Raw genomic sequence first — 19,296 nt, forward strand, 5'->3', positions numbered from 1 at the left:
CTTCGCCTAACAACTAAAACAACACCTAATCGGTATGGTTTAACTTACCTTAAATGTAGGTGTAACATCATCAAGACTTGAGCTTGTAACATTCAAATCTTTTATTAAACCTGTTTTTAAGCTATACACCCAGGCATGAACGGATAATTCTTGTCCGTTTGACCAAGCGTTTTGTATGATTGAGGTGTTCATTACATTCGCTGCACCTTCAATGGCATTAAGTTCTACCAAGCGATCAAATTTTTGCTCGGGATCTTGAATGGTATTCATTTCTTTATCGTGCATACGATAAACATCTCTAATATTTCTTAACCAATTATCTATTATCCCAACTTGTTTATTGCCCAAGGCAGCTTTTACGCCACCACAACCATAATGGCCACAAACAATAACGTGTTTAACTTTTAATACGTTAACTGAATAATCCAAAACAGAGAGTAAATTCATATCTGTATGAACCACCACGTTTGCAATATTGCGATGTACAAAAACATCACCAGGCATTGTATTGGTAATTTGGTTTGCTGGAACACGACTGTCAGAACAGCCAATCCACAATACTGGTGGCGTTTGGCCAGCAGATAGAATATTAAAATATTCAGGATCTGTCTGAATCATTTCCTCAACCCAATCCTTATTTCCCTGTAAAAGGGTTTCGCATGATATATCTTTTGTTGCTATTTTTTTTGCTGCGCACATAATTTTACTTATTAATTTCTTCTACAACTTTGTTTGTTAATTTTGGAACCACATAATGATTTTTTATGTTTTCCAAGCTCACAATAATTCCTTTAGTGTAAGCATTGTGTTTGTAATTAAAAATGGTTTCTAGCACATCTGGATCGATATACCTCGAATTTGAGCCATCAATAATTACGTTAGTTTCTTTCGGGATATTCGTTAAAACTACTTGGATTGCGGCCTTATTTAAAAAGGATACTTCTTCTGCAAGTTTAATTCTAATGTTCTTTTTATCGCCCTCATTTGTAATCCTATAAAAGAAAGGATTACGCATATTGGTCCGTAATAAATAGAAAATGGAAACGAGCATACCAACCGCTACACCTTTTAGCAAGTCTGTAAATAAAACGGCTAAAACAGTTACTACAAACGGTACAAACTGATCCCAACCTTTATGGTACATGTGTTTAAACAATGCAATACGGGTTAATTTATAACCAGTAACCAAAAGAATTGCTGCCAAACAGGAAAGCGGAATCATATTGATAACCTGCGGAATGAAAAGCAGTGAAAGCAATAACCAAACACCATGAAAAATGGCCGACATTTTTGTTCTTCCACCAGCATTCACATTTGCAGAGCTTCGAACAATAACCGATGTCATAGGCAAACCGCCTATCATACCACTCGTTATATTACCAATACCCTGTGCAATTAATTCTCTGTTTGTTGGAGAAACACGCTTAATCGGATCTATTTTATCTACAGCCTCAAGACTTAAAAGTGTTTCTAAACTGGCTACAACTGCAATTGTTAAAGCAACAATATATACGTTTTTATTACCCAGCTGAGAAAAATCGGGCATGGTAAAAAGCCCCATAAATTCTCCAAAACCACTCACTACAGGAATTTTCACCATTTGATCTGCACGAAGCGGATGATCTGTACCTGCAAATAAGATGGTACCCAAAACACCCAATGTTACTACTAACAACGGTGCAGGTACAACAGCCAATTTTGGAAATTTCGGCCAGATAATTAAAATGGCAATCGAAAGCAAACTGATTACAACCGCCCCTAAACTAAAATGACTTAGTGCAGCAGTGATGGCAGAAAAAGTATTCTCATGATCTTGTTGAAAGAAGCCCTCATCGCCAGTAAAATCGGTATCAACCCCCAAAGCATGTGGCAGTTGTTTTAAAATTAAGATTAACCCGATGGCAGCCAACATTCCCTCTATTACGCTAGATGGGAAATAATTTCCAATGGTGCCGGCTTTTACCATGCCTAAAATCAATTGGAAAACGCCTGCCAAAACCACTGCAAGCAAAAAGGTTTGATAGTTCCCTAATGAGGTAATTGCACCCAATACTATTACGGTTAAACCAGCAGCAGGGCCACTAACGCTTAGTTGTGAACCACTAAAAGAGGCTACAACAATACCACCAATTATTCCTGTAATTAAACCAGCGAATAATGGCGCACCCGAAGCAAGGGCAATACCTAAACAGAGCGGCAAAGCCACCAAAAAAACAACAATACTTGAAGGTAAATCTTTCTTTAGATTCTTTTTAAGAATATATTTCCTTACATCCGAACCTGAAAAGGCCGGCTTAAACTTTTGCATAACGATATAATTATCTAGTAAATTTTAACGAATAAATCGTGATGTTTAAGCAGATCAATACATTACATAATCATGAACAGCATTGATGTTATTCAACACGGAAACCAGTATTCATAATAATAAATGGTGATGATGAATGCTTAAAGCACCAAAAAACTAGATAACGTTAGGCGGAGGGGTTGGTACTGTAGGATGATATGGATCTACATATCTTTTAAAATGTTCTACAAAACTGCTTTTAAGAACGAAATGACTTGAAGAGAACTCGTAAGAAAAAATAGGATGATTAAGTTCTACTAATTTAAAATCGGTAAATTTTGCCGTGTCTTTGGCGGTATCCTTTCCGCCATCATGCTCTAACTCAATTTGCATGATTACGGCGTTCATAATATCCTTATCAATACTCGTACAAAAAACCGGTGCACCAGAAATACCCATCTTCGCCATGAAGATGAACATAAAGGCGGTTACGATTAAATACTTGTATTTTCTTAAAAACATCGATTCTTCTAATCTTATTTTAATTCTATAACCACAAAAATAAGAGCATAATTGGTTTTTCAATACATAAAGCTGTAAAATATTTGTAATTTAAGTAGTACAGCCACAGATATTATTTGAATTTAATGTTTTAATTTCGCGTAATATGAAGAAATTTTTGCTTTTGGCTTTGTTGTCTAGCCCGTTAATAATTTTTGCACAAAACAACAATGCACCCTCAACTTATGATCCGCATGAGATTGCAATAACCGGCTATCTTCAAACTCAATTTCAAAAAGCAGAGTCTGCAGGGATTACTTCCTTTTCTGGAGGAGACTTCTCTACCAATTCGGATAACCGCTTTATTATCAGACGCGGGCGATTGAAAATAGATCGGGTAGATAAATACACAAGTATTGTTTTCCAATTAGATGCCACCCAAAATGGCGTGCAGTTAATGGATGCCTTTATACAATTGAGAGAACCCAAGCTAAAAGAATTTAGTTTTACAGCCGGTTTATTCAATAGGCCTTTTGGTTATAGCATTGTTTATTCATCAGGCTATCGAGATTTCCCAGAACGCCCTCGAGTATTCCAACTTCTTATGCCGAGAGAGCGAGATATTGGCGCTTTGGTTGGGTATCGCCCACACACTATCCTTAAGTTTTTAACTTTAGAGTTTGCTGTAGTAAACGGAAGCGGTTTAACGGCAAGAGATTACGATTCGAAGAAAGACATTATTGGCAACATCGCCTTTAAGTTTGATAGCCTCGCGAACAAAAAATTCCATGTTGGTTTTGGAGGTTCTATTTACAGGGGCTACGTTCGAAGTGGCACTAAAACTTTTTATAATCCTACAAACGGAGGATTTAAGGCGAATACAGGCGATGATGTTGTGAGCAAATATTTAGATCGGAATTATTATGGCGCCAACATTCAACTTCAATACGATAACAGCTTTGGCAAAACCGCAATAAAAACAGAATACATTGCAGGGAAACAACCTGGAGTTGCGAGTTCTGCAGATTTAAAAGGCCCTTACGCAAGTCAGAGTTTTGCATTGCAACCTGCCACAAATTTGTATGCTCGTAATTTTAATGGCTATTACATCTGGTTAACGCAACAGGTTGGCAAAACCAAATTAGCAGCAATAGTTGGCTACGATGTTTATGATCCAAATACCGATATTAAAGGAGAAGAAATTGGCAAGCCAAACACTTTTACAACTTCTGGCGATGTTAAATACAATACCTTGGGTTATGGTTTAACCTATCAACTGAGCAACCGTTTAAAACTTACACTTTATAATGAGCATGTTACCAATGAAAGCACCAGCCTTAGCGATATCCCTAACGATATAAAGGATGATGTGCTTACAACGCGCTTGCAATACCGCTGGTAATTTTTAAATTTAAATTCTGATAGACATCGGCATGGATAAGAAAATAGCTTTACTTCAAGATAAAATAAACCAAGCAAACCTTGGTGGTGGACAAGCAAGAATTGATAGTCAGCACAAAAAAGGTAAACTAACCGCCCGCGAACGAATTCACTTTTTAATGGATGAAGGAAGTTTCGAAGAAATTGGGATGATGGTAACACACCGCAGCACCGATTTTGGCATGGAAAACGAAAAGTATTTAGGCGATGGCGTTATTACAGGTTATGGAACCATTAACGGAAGACTGACCTATGTTTTTTCTCAGGATTTTACTGTTTTTGGAGGATCATTATCAGAAACTCACGCAGAAAAAATCTGTAAGTTAATGGAAATGGCGATGAAAAATGGCGCTCCATTAATTGGTTTAAACGATAGCGGTGGCGCCAGAATTCAAGAAGGTGTGGTTTCTTTAGGTGGTTATGCTGATATATTTTACCGCAATGTTCAAGCATCGGGGGTTATTCCTCAACTTTCTGCAATTATGGGCCCGTGTGCTGGTGGAGCAGTTTATTCTCCAGCCATAACAGATTTCGTTTTAATGGTAGAAAACACATCTTATATGTTTGTTACCGGCCCAAATGTAGTTAAAACCGTTACGCATGAAGAAGTAACTTCAGAAGAATTGGGTGGTGCAACAACACACGCAACAAAATCTGGCGTAACGCATTTTGCCTGCGCCAATGAAATTGAAGCCATTAATCACGTTAAAAAGTTGCTGAGCTATATGCCTCAAAACTGCGAGGAACTGGCTGAAGTTTTACCTTATGAGCAAAGCGACGAAAGCCGACCTGCATTAAACACCTTCATGCCTCAAAATTCTTCTCAGCCTTATGATATCCGTGAAATTATTTCAGCTGTTGCTGATGCAGATAGTTTTCTGGAAGTTCATAAAGATTTTGCCGAAAACATTGTGGTAGGTTTTGCTCATTTAGCGGGCAGAAGTATAGGAATTGTAGCCAACCAACCCGCTTATTTGGCTGGGGTTTTAGATAGTAATTCATCAACAAAGGCCGCTCGCTTTGTTCGTTTCTGCGATTGCTTTAATATTCCCCTACTTGTTTTTGAAGATGTTCCAGGCTTCTTGCCCGGGACAGATCAAGAGTGGAATGGAATCATCACCAATGGTGCAAAATTACTATATGCATTTAGCGAGGCAACTGTTCCGCGAATTACCGTGATTACCAGAAAAGCTTATGGCGGTGCTTATGATGTAATGAACAGTAAACACATTGGGGCCGACATGAATTACGCTTGGCCCAGTGCTGAAATTGCAGTTATGGGCGCAAAAGGTGCAGCAGAAATTATATTTAAAAGAGAAATTAGTTCCGCAGAAAACCCTCAGGATAAATGGTTAGAGAAAGAAAAACTGTATTCAGATATTTTCGCAAATCCATACCGAGCTGCCGAACGTGGTTTTGTAGATGAAGTAATAGAACCTTCGCAAACGCGGGTTAAGTTGATAAAAGCATTTAAGATGTTGGAAAATAAAGTTGTGAATAATCCACGGAAGAAACATGGAAACATACCTTTGTAGAAACGGAAGATGTGTGATTTAAGATGTAAAACGGATAATGGCCAATGTAATCCCGTTATACATTTTACATCCATACATTTTACCTAATATTATCCAGTAAATCAATTTATGCAGTCACCTTCACAATTATCCCGTACCGATATTCTACTTATGGCCTTTTGCACAGGCTTAATCGTTGCAAATATTTACTATTGCCAGCCTCTAGTTATTTTGGTAGCCAAAGATTTTAACTTAACCGAAAGTTATGCAGGCAGAATAACCTATTTAACGCAAATTGGTTATGCCCTCGGATTATTTCTTTTGGTACCCCTTGGCGATATGTTTGAAAGAAAAAAGCAAATCCTGGTAATAACCGGATTGGCAATAGTTGCACTTCTGGTTGCGGCGGTTTCTAAAACATTCTTCCTATTAGAATGTGCTTCGGTTCTTATCGGCGTTTGTTCCATTGTTCCACAGCTTATTTTACCATTGGCGGCCAACCTAAGTTCTGATGAAAATCGTGGTGCAAATATCGGCATGATTATGAGCGGTCTTTTGGTTGGAATTTTAGCTTCAAGAGCAGTAAGCGGAAGCATTGGTTTTTGGATCGGTTGGCGTTCAGTTTATTATATGGCCGCCGGAATCTGTTTGTTATTAATTGGCTTAATGGCCAAGCGTTTCCCTCAAAGCTACCCAGCCTTTAAAGGCACGTACAAAGAATTAATGCGTTCTATGTTTAGTTACATTAAAACACAACCCGCCTTACGCGAAACTTCGTTGATCAATTTTTTGGCTTTTGCCATCATTAGTGCATTCTGGACCACTATGGTTTTGTTTCTGGCAAATCCTCCTTTCAATTTTCAAACGTTACAAATCGGTTTATTCGGAATTGCGGGTGCAGCCGGTGCTTTAGCCGCTCCATTAGTTGGAAAGCTAAGCGATGGAAACAATCCAAGAAAAAATTTGATGTTTGGTTTCATTCTCCAGATCATTAGTATTGCTTTATTTTACTTTACCGGAAGCCATTTATATTTATTCGTAATTGGAATTATTTTGATAGATATTGGTCAGCAGGCCATTCACGTAACCAACCAAACCCGCATCTATACTTTAATTCCAGAAGCTAGAAATAGACTGAACACCATTTTTATGTCGGTTAGTTTTATTGGCGCAAGCTGTGGTTCTGCACTCGGATTATTTCTTTGGGATCAAGGTGGCTGGGCATTATTCTGTTACGGGATGACGGGAATTATCCTCCTGAACATTTTAATCTATCAGTTTTACGGAAAGAAAAAAGCTTCAATCATTTAAATGGTTCAAATAGAACAAATATTTCCCTCGTTAACTTGGCGCATTCGACATGAGGCCATGTATGCAGATCAGCCTTTTGATATTGTTAAACTGGCTGACGATTTTGATGGAATTCATTTCGGACTTTATGCTGATCATAAACTAACTGGAGTAGTTTCACTTTTTTCCAGTGGAGATATTTATCAGTTTAGAAAACTTGCGGTTTTGCCTGAAGCTCAAAAACTGGGTTGCGGATCACAATTGATTGAATATATCTTGGATTTTTGTAAAATTCAAAAAGCAAGCAAACTATGGTGCAATGCTCGTATAAATGCTAAAGAATTTTATTCTAAATTTGGCTTCCACGAAACCGATAAAACCTTCTCAAAAGGTGGAAATGAATTTGTGGTAATGGAATTAATATTAAACAAAAAATAACCAGAAAGACACAAAATCACGAAGAAAATAAACTTTGTGTTCTTTGTGCATTTGTGGTAAAAAAAATATAAAATGGCTAAGAAAAAAGAAGACGAAAAGAAAAAACACGTTTCTGTAGTGACCAAAAAATCGCTCCAGTTTCTAGAAGAATATATCAATAACCCTGCTCCTACTGGCTACGAATGGGAGGGACAAAAACTTTGGCTTAACTATTTAAAACCTTATATCGACGAGCATTTTGTTGATAATTATGGAACTGCAGTTGGGGTAATTAATCCAAAAGCGCCATATAAAGTAGTTATCGAAGCACATGCCGATGAAATTTCTTGGTATGTAAACTTTATCACTAGCGATGGTTTAATTTATGTAATCCGTAATGGTGGTTCCGATCATCAAATTGCGCCTTCTAAACGTGTAAATATTCACACAGAAAAAGGTTTGGTTAAAGCAGTTTTTGGTTGGCCAGCAATCCACACTCGTCACGGAGAAAAAGAACAAGCTCCAGAACTTAAAAACATATTTTTAGATTGTGGTTGCACTTCAAAAGAAGAAGTAGAAAAATTAGGTATCCATGTGGGTTGCGTAATTACTTACGAAGATGAGTTTATGATTTTGAACGATCGCTATTATGTCGGTCGTGCTTTAGATAACCGTGTTGGTGGTTTTATGATTGCCGAAGTTGCCCGCTTACTTAAAGAAAATAAGAAAAAACTTCCATTCGGCTTATATATTGTTAACTCTGTACAAGAAGAAATTGGTTTGCGTGGCGCAGAAATGATTGCTCAACGCATTAAACCAAACGTTGCAATTGTTACCGACGTTACTCACGATACCACTACGCCAATGATCAACAAAAATATTCAGGGCGATTTAGCATCAGGCAAAGGACCAGTAGTCTCTTACGCTCCAGCTGTTCAAACCAATCTAAATAAATTACTTATTAAAACTGCAGAGAAAAACGAAATTCCGTTTCAGCGCCAGGCATCCTCACGTTCTACAGGTACAGATACCGATGCTTTTGCATACTCAAACGGGGGCGTTCCATCTGCATTAATTTCTTTACCATTGCGCTACATGCACACCACTGTAGAAATGGTTCACAAAGAAGATGTTGATAACGTAATCACTTTAATTTACGAAAGCTTGTTGAACATTAAAGACGGACAAGATTTCAGAGAATTTAAATAATGGAGGCAGCAAATATCCCGTATCAAAAAATCATCATCAGAACTTTATTAAAGGTTTTGCTCATGATTGTAATCATTTTTACCATAAACTCATGGCCAAGCATCAAGCAAAGTTTTAGCGGGAGTGTTCCGCCACTTGGTTATTGGCTCGATCATAGTTTTAAACTGAGTAATATTATCTTAATTTTAGGATTCGGGGCTTATTTTTATTATAAAGATTTAACCGATACGAAAGAAGCGTTGAATAAATCAACTGATTCTCCTGAATAAATCCTTGCTTTTGTCATATTGAGCTTGTCGAAATGTCTTAATTTAAGTCTTTCGACAAGCTCAGGATGACCGAAGTGGAGAAATCTTTGAGCGTAGAAAAATTACAAAAATCTCTCTATTCTGTTCCGCTACAACCGAGATGAAGGTTCTTGTAAGTCGTCCTTTCCAAAGAAGCGGAGAATCTTTGAGCGTAGAAAAATTATAACGACCTCTCTATTCTGTTCCGTTGCAATCGAGAAAACGGTTCTTGTAAATAATCATTCAGAAAAACCCAAGGGTACATTTTTAATCAAATAAATGCATCTATATACAGTATAAGCCATTTATTTATCTGAAAAGCAAAGCCTAGCCAAATTTTTACGTCAGTCCTGCCAATGTTGCAAGCATTTTGTTAAAGTAATTACTAAATTGAAATGAAATTGCAGCAAAATGCTTTTCACGTATGTCAGGTTTATTTTAATTGGGCAACTGCAAAAATTTAAGCAAGCTTCCCTTCTATCGCCCAAACATAAACATGGCCATTTTGTATTAAGATAGCGCTCAAACATTATAAAGCCGATGAAAAAAATTGTATTAATCCGCCACGGGCAAAGCCTTTGGAATTTAGAAAACCGTTTTACAGGTTGGACAGATGTAGACTTATCAGAAAGTGGCTATCTCGAAGCTAAAAAAGCTGGAGAAATTTTAAAAAAACACGATTATAATTTCGATATCGCCTTTACCTCACTCCTTAAAAGAGCCATAAAAACCCTACATATCGTTTTGGAAGAACTGGATCATCTTTGGATTCCCGAACAAAAAACATGGCACTTAAACGAGCGCTTTTACGGTGCATTGCAAGGCCTCAATAAACAAGAAACTGCAGATAAATTTGGCTTAGAACAAGTAAATAAATGGAGAAGAGATCCTGATGAAGAACCACCAGCAATAACAAAAGAAGACCCACGCTATCCGGGAAACGATTTGCGCTATCAATCTTTAAAATTAGAAAACTTACCGCTAACCGAAAACTTAAGCGATACAATTGCCAGAGTTTTACCCTTTTGGAATGAAGCAATTGTGCCTGCAATAAGTAAGAACGAAAAGGTGATTATATCTGCACACGGCAACAGTCTCCGGGCATTAATAAAGTATCTGGATAACTTAACAAATGAAGAAGTTACCGCATTAGAAATTCCAACAGGGATTCCATTGGTTTACGAACTAGATGATAATCTTCAAAAAATAAGACATTATTACTTGGAATAAGATGCCGAGGAAATAACTTTTAATAAAATCTTTTATATCTCTAACGGCTATCAGCCTGAAGCCTAAGATTAAACCAATTAGAATTATTCAACAGTAACTTCAAAATAAAGAAAACCACTTTCATACTCCTTTTAGTTGTATACAAATAATTATTAAATTGATTGTAACAAATTTATTATATTTATAAAATAATGGTTTTCGCCATTAACAAACAAACTTATTATTCCTTACCGTTATTTATTATGGATGCTCGTATCAATGCCAAAAAAAAGGATTTATCTATGATCTGTGATGCCCATTGGGATGTAATATTTGATCACGTAAAACTTGGCTTTTGGGAATTTCAATATGAATCTGGAATATTGCGTACCAGCTTTACTTGCAAGAGAAATTATGGCTTATCAGCCGATGCAAGTTTTACTTTTGATGATTTACTAAGCATGATTTTACCAGAAGATTTGGATAAAATGCAAGATGAAATTCAGCTTACTATATCTGGCGAAAGAAGTAGCTACAACGTGCAGTATAGAATTAAACGTGCAGATGGAGCCATAAGGACAATAAAAGCAGATGGAATTGTGGTGAGGGAATTAGGCGAAATCAGTAAAATGATTGGAACCAGTTTAGACATTACTGATTTAAGTAACCGCTATTTAGTTTAAAATTTGCCTTTTAAACTGATTCGGACTTATTCCGACTTCCTTTTTAAATAGCCTAGAAAAGTAAGGCAAATTCTCAAAACCTAAAGTATAAGCAGTCTCAGCAATATTGCTATCCGAACCCTTTAACATATTCTTAGCCTCGGCAATTAAGAAAATATGAATCAATTCCAAAGCCGTTTTACCTGTTTCCTTTTTCAGTAAATCGCTTAAATACCTCGAACTTAAATTAAGCTTAGAAGCCATAAACTTTACAGTTGGCAATCCTTTTTCCGCCAAAAATCCTTTATCAAAATAGGCAGAAAGACTTTCGTTAAATTTTGATACTACTTTGCCAGAAAGCGCTGTTCGGTTTATAAATTGTCTTTTATAAAATCTTTGTGAGTATTTTAAAATCGAATCAACATAACCAATTATAATATCTCTACTGTATTCATCCTGATTGTTATAATATTCACCTTCTATTTTACGATAAAGATCCCAAATAATTTCTTCTTCATTTGGCGATAAATGCAATGCTTCGCTAGTTTCATAATCGAAAAACCCATACTTTTTAATTTCAGAATGAAGCGGGTGCCCGTTCAAAAAATCCTCATGTAAAAAGATGAGAAATCCATCTTCTTCAAATTCTAGATTTTTCATTTCCATTACCTGCCGTGGTTTAATAAACGACATATAACCTAAGTCATGATCATACTTTGTTCTACCATAAAGAAACGTTCCCGATTTTAATTTCTTAAATCCAATAACATAAAAATCTGTTGTAAACTCTCTATCTCCAATTGAGCATGTTTTGTCGCATTGAACAATGCTGATCAATGGATTTTCTGGAAGCTTAAAACCATTTTCGCGATGAAGCTGGTTGAGGTTACTATAGTGTTTCATGTATACAATTTTAACAAAAATCCGCGCCCTAAAACGCAGATTTTTGTCAGTTTATTTAAGGTGTTTTCAACTCAAAGATTTGCTTATTTACCATGAGCTGCAACTGCAACCTCTTGCCAATCTTCCCAACTTTTTAATCGCTCTGCATAAACTTGTTTAACCCATGGCAAAGCTACTTTACCTAAAAAATACCTAAGAGGTGGTTGTTCAGTATCAACCAATTTCAAAATTGCGTTTACCGTTGCTGCTGGCACACCAAAACTATCTTCGGTTAAACCTGCATTAAAGGCTTCTTTAACGCCATCGTAAGCACTTATTGCTTCAGTGCGAATTGCAGAACCACCTGCCCAATCGGTATCGAAACCGTTTGGCTCTACCAGCGTAACATTAATTCCAAAACCTTTAACTTCAGTTGCCAGGGTTTCACTTAAACCTTCAACCGCAAATTTTGATGCGTTATAAATCCCCAGAACTGGCAATGTTGCCACACCAAGCACACTAGAAACCTGAATAATATGACCAAAGCCTTGTGCTCTCATTATTGGAAGAACAGCCTGTGTCATCCATAACAATCCAAAAACATTAGTTTCAATTTGATCTCTTGCTTCCTTTTCCGAAGTTTCTTCAATTGCACCAAATAAACCATAGCCTGCATTATTAATCAGCACATCAATCTTGCCGAAATGATCTTCAGCTTTTTTTACAGCTTCAAAATCTGCAGCCCTATCATTAACATCTAATTTTATTGGAAGAATTTGATTTCCGTAGGTAGAAACCAAATCGTTTAAGGTGCTTAAATCTCTCGCGGTTGCCACTACTTGGTCACCACGTTTTAAAAATGCTTCTGCCCAGATTTTACCAAATCCACGTGAAGCGCCAGTAATAAAAATTGTTTTAGCCATTGCTTTATCTATTAATTTATAAAGCAAATCTAAAGTGGAAAAGCCAGCCAGATTTATACAAAAGTCGACATTAATGATACATTTTAACTTACTTAATCATTACCTTCTTACCTGTCTTTGCCGAAATTTTAGCCGCTTCTAGTATTTTAACCACAATTAAATTATTTTCCAAAGAAGATAAATCATTTACAGGCTGAATTTCATTTTTTAAAACAGCTGCTAAGTAGCCTAAATGATTTGCATAAGCTGGAGTTAAAGGCTTGGCTTTATAAATAGAATATTCAGGCTTTCCGCTTATTTTGGTTCGAAGATTTTGCTCATTTACAGCTTGTATGTAACCGGTTTTGCCAAAAACTTCTAAATCCTTTATACTAAAAGGCCAATTCCAAGAGGCTTCTATAATTCCTGTTGCATCGGCATATTCCAATAGAATTGTAGCATCATCATCCACATTTGGATAAACATCCTTTTTAATTTGATGTGTAATTGCAGAAACAGAAATTGGTGCCTTACCATCCATTAGCCAAGTCATCAAATTTGCGCCGTAACAGCCAAAATCAACCAAAGCACCACCTCCATTTTTCTTTGGATCGGTTAACCAACTCAAAAACTCCTTACTCACGCCAATTTCCTTTGGCCCTTGGTGGCCATCATGAACAATCATTTTTCGAATTGGACCAACAGATCCCTTTTCCTTAATATCTAAATAAGCTTCCTGATTACTCGGATACCATGTAGTTTCATAATTGGTAAGCAAATGAATTTTATATTTCTTTGCCAACTCTGCCATTTTTTGCGCCTGCTTAACGGTCATAGCCAAAGGCTTTTCTACCATTACAGAAATGCCCAAAGGGGCCGAAGCTTCTACAACGGCAAGATGATCGCTAATTGCATTGTAAGCCAAAACCACATCAGGCTTTTTTCTTTTTAGTAGCGAAGTTAAATCTGGATAAAACAGACTATCAGCCAATTTATAGCGCTTCTTAAATCGATCTACCAATTCTGGATTTGCCTCCGCAATTCCCAAAATATTCACCTCACCCCTTTGATAACTGCTCATAATCAAATAAATATGATCATGATTTAAACCCACAATTGCAACATTAAGCTTATTCTGCGCTTTAACGCAAAGCGATAGACAAGTGAAAGCGATAAGAAATAATGTTTTAAAATAAATAGTGGGTGGATAAGTTTTCATAATTAATCTAAAATGGATGATTTTACAAGTTATACATTAATGTTATTGTTATTTAAATCGCATTAAAATATTACATAATTACTTGTTGAAATGCATTAATCATTTATATTCGTTAATTGCATTTTTAAATTAATTAAAATTCATCCTACCCAATATAACAGAAATTCATCCCGAATTAAACAATGATAAAACCTAGCATTTTGCCTGGTAATTAATTCTATTTTTATTGAAGATGAATACCAAAAAACTTCATTACATTTCAGGCATAACGCTGTCTATTTTTATTGGATTACATTTATTTAATCACTTTTATAGTCTGTTCGGCGTTGCTGCGCACATAAATTTGATGAATATTTTACGCCTCTTCTACCGGAACACAGTTGTCGAAATTATTTTATTATTATCTGTACTTGTTCAAATCATTTCGGGTTTTAAGCTGATTAAGAATAAGAAAAAAATCAACTTATCTGGTTTTGAAAAACTCCATGTTTGGACTGGAATCTACTTATCAATATTTTTAATATTCCACTTAGCAGCAGTGTTTGGCGGACGATTCTATTTGCATTTAAATACCAATGTGTATTTTGGTGCTGCAGGATTAAATACTTTCCCATATAATCTGTTTTTTACCCCGTATTATTCTTTAGCCATTATCTCGGTATTTGGTCATATTGCTTCTGTACATAAAGCTAAAGCTAAGCACAATTTTATAGGATTAAACCCAAATAAACAGGCTAAAATTATTTTATATTTTGGCTTTGCATTAACTTGTATTATTCTTTTCGGCCTAACTAATCATTTTCATGGCCTAACCATCCCGAAAGAATACAATATACTGATTGGAAAATGGGCCACTAGAATTTAAATTGTTTCCTTAAATTTATAATTAGATTTTAATCATAATGGCAAAGAATAAAACCACCGAAAACAAACTTAGTGTATCAGATTTTTTAAACAAAGTTGAAGATGATACCAAAAGAAAAGACAGTTTTGAATTGGTTGAAATCATTTCTAAGACTACAGGCTTTGAGGCTAAAATGTGGGGAACGGCAATTGTAGGCTTTGGCAGTTATCATTACGTATATGAAAGTGGCCGAGAAGGTGATGCGCCATTGGTCGGTTTTTCTCCAAGAAAAGATGCTTTTGCGTTGTACTTATCTTCACAATTAAAAGATCGGGAAGCATTACTTGAGAAATTTGGCAAACATAAAACGGCCAAAGCTTGTGTTTACATTAAAAAGCTATCTGATATTGATGTTGAAATTCTAAAAAAACTAGTGACCAATTCAGTAGAAAGAATTAAAAGTCTATATCCATAATTAAGATTAAATTCTAATGATCTCATAAAGCTTTGCTGATCTATTATTCCCAATAATGTGCAAAAAATTTCTCTTGTAAATAAGCGGTTACTCAACAATACACTAAGGTAAATTTCGCATATTTGATTATTCCTTATTTCAACCAAACTAACCGGAAATGATTAAAAAACTACACCTCTATTTTTTAATAGCTGGCGCCTGTGTTTCGTTAAATGCCAGAGCACAAGATGCTGTAAGCTATCAAACTCCCCCAAAAGAAATTGCCGATTTATTACTTGCCAAACCCACTCCGGGCGTAAGTATTGATGGCAAAGCAGAATGGATTCTCTTTAGCGAACGTAATTCTTATCCTTCAGTAGAAGAATTGGCGATGCCAGAATATCGCATTGCAGGCTTAAGGTTAAACCCAAATAACTACTCGCCAAGCCGACAGACCTATATCAATAATTTCAGTCTGAAAAATATTAAAACGGATAAAACATTTCCAGTTACAGGTTTACCAGCACCTTTGTTCGCAAGCAACATCAGCTGGAACCCTTCTGAAAACAAAATAGCCTTTACCAATACCACTCAAAAAGGTGTCGATTTATATATAATAGATTTAGCGACGAAAAAAGCAACAAAGGTTAATAAGGCTTTTTTAAACGTTGTTTTAGGAAGCGGCTTAACTTGGTTAAACGACAATACCATTATTTATCGTACTGCAACAAAACCTGCAAGTGCAGCACCTCCAAAACCTTTAATGCCAAAGGGGCCAACCATTCAACAAAATTTAGGAAAGGCTGCTCCGAGCGCAACCTATCAAGATTTAATTAAATCACCATTTGATGAGCAATTATTTGAGTTTTATGGTACTTCTCAATTGGTTAAAAATACTGGCGGAATCGAAACTCCAATTGGTAAACCGGCCATTTATGGCTCGGTAAGTTTATCACCAGATAAAACCTATATGATGCTAGAAACCATTCGCAAGCCATTTTCTTACTTGGTTTCTGCCGGCGGTTTTCCATCTACAATTACCATTACCGATTTAACAGGCAAACCTATTAAGGTTTTGGCAGAATTGCCATCATCAGAAGGAACTCCATCAGGTTATGATAATACGCAAAATGTTCCTCGTGGTTTCGATTGGAGAGATGATGAGCCCGCTACAATTGTTTGGTCTAAACCATTAGACAGTGGCTTAATTAAGAAAAATGTTCCATTCCATGATGCAGTTTATTCTTTAAGTGCACCATTTACAGGAGCAGAAAAAGAATTATTTAAAACCGTTACGCGTTATCGTGGCGTTCAATGGGGCGATGCCAATCTTGCATTAATTATGGAAGGTTTACGCAGCAAGCAAACCAGTAAAGTAAGCCGTTATAATCCAACAACTGGAGCAGTAGAAGAACTTTATAGCCGCAACCAAACAGATGCATACGGCAACCCTGGAAGCCCAGTAACCACCAAAAATAAATATGGTCGTCAGGTTATCCATACAGTTGATAATGGTACAAAATTATTAATGAACAATACCGTTGGATCTTCTGAAAAGGGCGATTTGCCTTTCTTGGCCAAATTTGATTTAGCAAGCAAAAAAAATGAAATTATTTGGAGAAGCTTAGAAGGAACTTACGAATATGTAAGCGATGTGATAGACCCTGAAAAATTGGTTTTATTAACCCGGAAAGAAAGTCAGAAGTTAGTTCCGAACTATTACATTAAAAACTTAATTCTTCGCATTGCGGATAGACCAGTAACAAACTTCGCAAACCCTTACCCATCTTTAGAAGGCATTACCAAAGAAAAAATCTCCTACAAACGTGCAGATGGCGTAGATTTAACTGGAGATTTATACTTACCAAAAGGTTATAACAAACATAAAGACGGTCCTTTACCAACCTTAATTTGGGCATATCCTCGCGAATTTAACTCTGCAGCAGATGCCGCTCAAATCCGTGGATCCAAAGATAAGTTTACAACCATTAGCTGGGCATCACCAATTTTTTGGGTAACAAGAGGTTATGCCGTTTTAGACAATGCAGAAATGCCAATTGTTGCAAAAGATGGCAAAAAACCAAATGATACTTTTGTTGATCAATTACAATTAAATGCAGAAGCGGCTATAAATAAACTGTCCGATTTAGGTGTTGGAGATCGTAAACGCATGGCGGTTGGCGGACATAGTTATGGCGCTTTTATGACTGCAAACCTTTTGGCTCATACCAATTTATTTGCAGCAGGAATTGCCCGTAGCGGAGCTTATAACCGTACGCTTACACCATTCGGTTTCCAAAACGAAGAACGCACCTATTGGCAAGCTCCACAATTGTATTATGAAATGAGTCCATTTAGCTACGCTGATAAAATTAAAACGCCACTTCTTTTAATTCATGGTGATTCTGACGATAATCCAGGCACATTCCCAATAAATAGTGAGCGCTTGTTTAATGCAATTAAAGGTGCGGGTGGCACAACACGCTTTGTGTTTTTACCTTATGAGGCGCACAGTTACCGTGGAAAAGAAAATCTTTTGCACATGCTGTGGGAGCAAGACCAATGGTTAGAGAAATATGTTAAAAACAAGAAGTAATATGTTTTAAATTAATAATAAAAATGCCTCGAAATTCGAGGAATTTTTCATTTAATTAAGCCGATTAGCGATTTCAAAGCTTGATTTTATTTTTTTAAAGGTTACCTTTATCGCTACAAAATTGAATATACCCTCCACTTATTTGTTTAGTACCACATGGACTACGTAGACTATTATAAAATTCTTGAGTTAAAGAAAGATGCAACTGCTGATGAGATCAAGAAGGCCTACCGCAAGTTGGCTAGAAAATATCATCCCGATTTGAATCCTAATAATGAAGAGGCGAATAAAAAGTTTCAGCAAATTAACGAGGCGAATGAGGTTTTAAGTGATCCCGTTAAACGCAAGAAGTACGATCAGCACGGAAAAGATTGGCAACATGCAGATCAGTTTAACCAACAAAGACAAAACCAATCTAGAGGCAGAAATTCTGAATATGATGCTTTTGGGGGCTTTGGTGGCGGCGATTTTTCCGATTTCTTCTCTTCGATGTTTGGTGGTGGTGGCGCCAGAAGCAGCGGAAAATCTCCGTTTAAAGGTCAAGATTTTACGGCCGAGCTTCAGTTAAATCTTCTTGATGTTTACACCACCCATAAACAAACCCTAACCGTTAATGGTAAACAGGTTAGAATTACGATACCTGCAGGTGTAGAAAATGGGCAAAAAATTAAACTTCCCAGCTATGGTTCGGCAGGCGTTAATAATGGTCCTCCTGGAGATTTATTTATAACTTTCACCATTGCCGATGATCCAAAATTTAAACGTAAAGGCAACGACATTTACGTTAACGAAGAGCTAAATTTATATACTGCGATTTTAGGTGGCGAAAAAATTGTTGAAACGTTAAATGGCAAGGTTAAGCTAAATGTTCCAGCTGGTACACAATCAGATGCATCTTTAAGGTTAAAAGGCAAAGGATTTCCACTTTACAAAAAGGAAAATCAGTTTGGAGATTTATATATAAAATGGCAGGTTAAAGTGCCAACCAACCTAAGTAATGAACAAAAAGAACTTTTCGAAAAACTTTCAAAACTTTAAAAATATTAGTTCAGAGTTTAAAACCAAATAGAATACATATTCGTTATATACGCAATACAAGTTTAACCAAATAGATTCTGATGGAAAATAATCTAATATCGATTGAAGACATCTGTTCATTTCACCATGTAGAAATCAACTTTATCCGCTCCCTAGAAGAGTTTGGCCTGGTGCAAACAACTATTATAAAAAAGGCAGTTTTTTTAAATACAGAAGAATTAGATAAGCTTGAACGTTGTATTCGTTTATCAAAAGATCTCGAAATTAATCTTGAAGGCATCCATGCTGTTGCACAATTGTTAAGTCAATTAAATAAGATGCAAAACGAGGTTATACAGCTAAAGAATGAGCTAAATTATTATCATCAGATACATTAGTAACTGTTTAAAGATGCTTTGTTGATTTTATAATTCAGTTTGCGTAAGTACATTTACAAATTCTTGATGCCTCGGTTCGTGTCTCCACGAACCGTACAATCTAAATTTTCTAAATTCAAACAATCTCTAGTTTAATGCGTAGCCTCTACAAATTGCGCTATATTCAAC

General features: G+C 36.2%; 19 protein-coding genes. 13 read left to right on the plus strand and 6 right to left on the minus strand.

Annotated features, from left to right (window positions below; genetic code table 11):
- Window positions 1-39: 39 nt before the first annotated feature.
- The 3 genes from H7U22_RS14455 to H7U22_RS14465 all read right to left on the minus strand — a co-directional run bounded on the left by H7U22_RS14455 (window position 40) and on the right by H7U22_RS14465 (window position 2,809).
- Window positions 40-699, minus strand: coding sequence for a carbonic anhydrase (locus tag H7U22_RS14455; RefSeq protein WP_187072062.1), 660 nt, complete (start codon window positions 697-699; stop codon window positions 40-42).
- 4 nt (window positions 700-703) lie between these two features.
- The gene (locus tag H7U22_RS14460; RefSeq protein WP_187072063.1) at window positions 704-2,308 is read right to left on the minus strand and encodes a SulP family inorganic anion transporter; all 1,605 of its coding nucleotides are present in this window, start codon (window positions 2,306-2,308) and stop codon (window positions 704-706) included.
- Window positions 2,309-2,464: 156 nt separating this feature from the next.
- Window positions 2,465-2,809, minus strand: coding sequence for a hypothetical protein (locus tag H7U22_RS14465; RefSeq protein ID WP_109929284.1), 345 nt, complete (start codon window positions 2,807-2,809; stop codon window positions 2,465-2,467).
- A 145-nt stretch (window positions 2,810-2,954) separates the two neighbouring features.
- Between H7U22_RS14465 and H7U22_RS14470 the strand changes: the two genes are divergently transcribed.
- The 8 genes from H7U22_RS14470 (at window position 2,955) to H7U22_RS14505 (ending at window position 10,837) form a co-directional block, all read left to right on the plus strand.
- Complete coding sequence (locus H7U22_RS14470) at window positions 2,955-4,190, plus strand: porin (RefSeq protein WP_187072064.1); 1,236 nt, start codon at window positions 2,955-2,957, stop codon at window positions 4,188-4,190.
- A 31-nt stretch (window positions 4,191-4,221) separates the two neighbouring features.
- On the plus strand, window positions 4,222-5,763 hold the full coding sequence (locus tag H7U22_RS14475; protein WP_187072065.1) for an acyl-CoA carboxylase subunit beta: 1,542 nt from the start codon (window positions 4,222-4,224) through the stop codon (window positions 5,761-5,763).
- Between the two features lie 108 nt (window positions 5,764-5,871).
- Window positions 5,872-7,053 carry an MFS transporter gene (locus H7U22_RS14480; RefSeq protein ID WP_248284760.1) on the plus strand — a complete coding sequence of 394 codons (1,182 nt, stop codon included), beginning with the start codon at window positions 5,872-5,874 and terminating at the stop codon, window positions 7,051-7,053.
- Entirely contained in the window at window positions 7,054-7,470 is a 417-nt protein-coding gene (locus tag H7U22_RS14485; protein ID WP_222621875.1) for a GNAT family N-acetyltransferase, read from the plus strand.
- A gap of 72 nt (window positions 7,471-7,542) precedes the next feature.
- Window positions 7,543-8,658, plus strand: coding sequence for a M42 family metallopeptidase (locus H7U22_RS14490; RefSeq protein WP_187072066.1), 1,116 nt, complete (start codon window positions 7,543-7,545; stop codon window positions 8,656-8,658).
- The gene (locus H7U22_RS14495; RefSeq protein WP_187072067.1) at window positions 8,658-8,927 is read left to right on the plus strand and encodes a hypothetical protein; all 270 of its coding nucleotides are present in this window, start codon (window positions 8,658-8,660) and stop codon (window positions 8,925-8,927) included. The genes H7U22_RS14490 and H7U22_RS14495 overlap by 1 nt, the downstream gene beginning before the upstream one ends.
- A 558-nt stretch (window positions 8,928-9,485) precedes the next feature.
- Window positions 9,486-10,175 carry a 2,3-diphosphoglycerate-dependent phosphoglycerate mutase gene (gpmA, locus tag H7U22_RS14500; RefSeq protein ID WP_187072068.1) on the plus strand — a complete coding sequence of 230 codons (690 nt, stop codon included), beginning with the start codon at window positions 9,486-9,488 and terminating at the stop codon, window positions 10,173-10,175.
- 191 nt (window positions 10,176-10,366) lie between these two features.
- On the plus strand, window positions 10,367-10,837 hold the full coding sequence (locus H7U22_RS14505) for a PAS domain-containing protein (RefSeq protein ID WP_187072069.1): 471 nt from the start codon (window positions 10,367-10,369) through the stop codon (window positions 10,835-10,837).
- Here the strand turns inward: H7U22_RS14505 and H7U22_RS14510 are convergent.
- The 3 genes from H7U22_RS14510 to H7U22_RS14520 all read right to left on the minus strand — a co-directional run bounded on the left by H7U22_RS14510 (window position 10,829) and on the right by H7U22_RS14520 (window position 13,819).
- Window positions 10,829-11,719: a helix-turn-helix domain-containing protein gene (locus H7U22_RS14510; protein WP_187072070.1), complete on the minus strand. Its 891-nt coding sequence runs from the start codon at window positions 11,717-11,719 to the stop codon at window positions 10,829-10,831. The genes H7U22_RS14505 and H7U22_RS14510 overlap by 9 nt on opposite strands.
- 83 nt (window positions 11,720-11,802) lie before the next feature.
- Window positions 11,803-12,621 (minus strand): SDR family NAD(P)-dependent oxidoreductase, encoded by an 819-nt coding sequence (locus H7U22_RS14515; protein WP_187072071.1) that lies wholly within the window; start codon window positions 12,619-12,621, stop codon window positions 11,803-11,805.
- 88 nt (window positions 12,622-12,709) lie between these two features.
- Window positions 12,710-13,819, minus strand: coding sequence for a Gfo/Idh/MocA family protein (locus H7U22_RS14520; RefSeq protein WP_187072072.1), 1,110 nt, complete (start codon window positions 13,817-13,819; stop codon window positions 12,710-12,712).
- Window positions 13,820-14,051: 232 nt separating this feature from the next.
- Between H7U22_RS14520 and H7U22_RS14525 the strand changes: the two genes are divergently transcribed.
- The 5 genes from H7U22_RS14525 to H7U22_RS14545 all read left to right on the plus strand — a co-directional run bounded on the left by H7U22_RS14525 (window position 14,052) and on the right by H7U22_RS14545 (window position 19,128).
- The gene (locus tag H7U22_RS14525; RefSeq protein ID WP_187072073.1) at window positions 14,052-14,684 is read left to right on the plus strand and encodes a hypothetical protein; all 633 of its coding nucleotides are present in this window, start codon (window positions 14,052-14,054) and stop codon (window positions 14,682-14,684) included.
- A gap of 37 nt (window positions 14,685-14,721) precedes the next feature.
- Window positions 14,722-15,138, plus strand: coding sequence for a DUF1801 domain-containing protein (locus tag H7U22_RS14530; protein ID WP_187072074.1), 417 nt, complete (start codon window positions 14,722-14,724; stop codon window positions 15,136-15,138).
- A gap of 157 nt (window positions 15,139-15,295) precedes the next feature.
- Complete coding sequence (locus H7U22_RS14535) at window positions 15,296-17,713, plus strand: alpha/beta hydrolase family protein (protein WP_187072075.1); 2,418 nt, start codon at window positions 15,296-15,298, stop codon at window positions 17,711-17,713.
- Window positions 17,714-17,869: 156 nt separating this feature from the next.
- Window positions 17,870-18,751 (plus strand): DnaJ C-terminal domain-containing protein, encoded by an 882-nt coding sequence (locus tag H7U22_RS14540; protein WP_187072076.1) that lies wholly within the window; start codon window positions 17,870-17,872, stop codon window positions 18,749-18,751.
- Window positions 18,752-18,831: 80 nt separating this feature from the next.
- Complete coding sequence (locus H7U22_RS14545; protein WP_187072077.1) at window positions 18,832-19,128, plus strand: chaperone modulator CbpM; 297 nt, start codon at window positions 18,832-18,834, stop codon at window positions 19,126-19,128.
- The last annotated feature ends 168 nt before the right edge of the window (window positions 19,129-19,296 follow it).

It is taken from the genome of Pedobacter fastidiosus, from assembly GCF_014306625.1.
GTDB classification, from domain to species: domain Bacteria; phylum Bacteroidota; class Bacteroidia; order Sphingobacteriales; family Sphingobacteriaceae; genus Pedobacter; species Pedobacter fastidiosus.

Bases quoted from the DNA above. Each gene is read 5' to 3' on its own strand.
- H7U22_RS14455 (WP_187072062.1), bottom strand. From the start codon at position 699: ATGTGCGCAGCAAAAAAAATAGCAACAAAAGATATATCATGCGAAACC.
- H7U22_RS14460 (WP_187072063.1), bottom strand. From the start codon at position 2,308: ATGCAAAAGTTTAAGCCGGCCTTTTCAGGTTCGGATGTAAGGAAATAT.
- H7U22_RS14465 (WP_109929284.1), bottom strand. From the start codon at position 2,809: ATGTTTTTAAGAAAATACAAGTATTTAATCGTAACCGCCTTTATGTTC.
- H7U22_RS14470 (WP_187072064.1), top strand. From the start codon at position 2,955: ATGAAGAAATTTTTGCTTTTGGCTTTGTTGTCTAGCCCGTTAATAATT.
- H7U22_RS14475 (WP_187072065.1), top strand. From the start codon at position 4,222: ATGGATAAGAAAATAGCTTTACTTCAAGATAAAATAAACCAAGCAAAC.
- H7U22_RS14480 (WP_248284760.1), top strand. From the start codon at position 5,872: ATGCAGTCACCTTCACAATTATCCCGTACCGATATTCTACTTATGGCC.
- H7U22_RS14485 (WP_222621875.1), top strand. From the start codon at position 7,054: ATGGTTCAAATAGAACAAATATTTCCCTCGTTAACTTGGCGCATTCGA.
- H7U22_RS14490 (WP_187072066.1), top strand. From the start codon at position 7,543: ATGGCTAAGAAAAAAGAAGACGAAAAGAAAAAACACGTTTCTGTAGTG.
- H7U22_RS14495 (WP_187072067.1), top strand. From the start codon at position 8,658: ATGGAGGCAGCAAATATCCCGTATCAAAAAATCATCATCAGAACTTTA.
- gpmA (WP_187072068.1), top strand. From the start codon at position 9,486: ATGAAAAAAATTGTATTAATCCGCCACGGGCAAAGCCTTTGGAATTTA.
- H7U22_RS14505 (WP_187072069.1), top strand. From the start codon at position 10,367: ATGGTTTTCGCCATTAACAAACAAACTTATTATTCCTTACCGTTATTT.
- H7U22_RS14510 (WP_187072070.1), bottom strand. From the start codon at position 11,719: ATGAAACACTATAGTAACCTCAACCAGCTTCATCGCGAAAATGGTTTT.
- H7U22_RS14515 (WP_187072071.1), bottom strand. From the start codon at position 12,621: ATGGCTAAAACAATTTTTATTACTGGCGCTTCACGTGGATTTGGTAAA.
- H7U22_RS14520 (WP_187072072.1), bottom strand. From the start codon at position 13,819: ATGAAAACTTATCCACCCACTATTTATTTTAAAACATTATTTCTTATC.
- H7U22_RS14525 (WP_187072073.1), top strand. From the start codon at position 14,052: ATGAATACCAAAAAACTTCATTACATTTCAGGCATAACGCTGTCTATT.
- H7U22_RS14530 (WP_187072074.1), top strand. From the start codon at position 14,722: ATGGCAAAGAATAAAACCACCGAAAACAAACTTAGTGTATCAGATTTT.
- H7U22_RS14535 (WP_187072075.1), top strand. From the start codon at position 15,296: ATGATTAAAAAACTACACCTCTATTTTTTAATAGCTGGCGCCTGTGTT.
- H7U22_RS14540 (WP_187072076.1), top strand. From the start codon at position 17,870: ATGGACTACGTAGACTATTATAAAATTCTTGAGTTAAAGAAAGATGCA.
- H7U22_RS14545 (WP_187072077.1), top strand. From the start codon at position 18,832: ATGGAAAATAATCTAATATCGATTGAAGACATCTGTTCATTTCACCAT.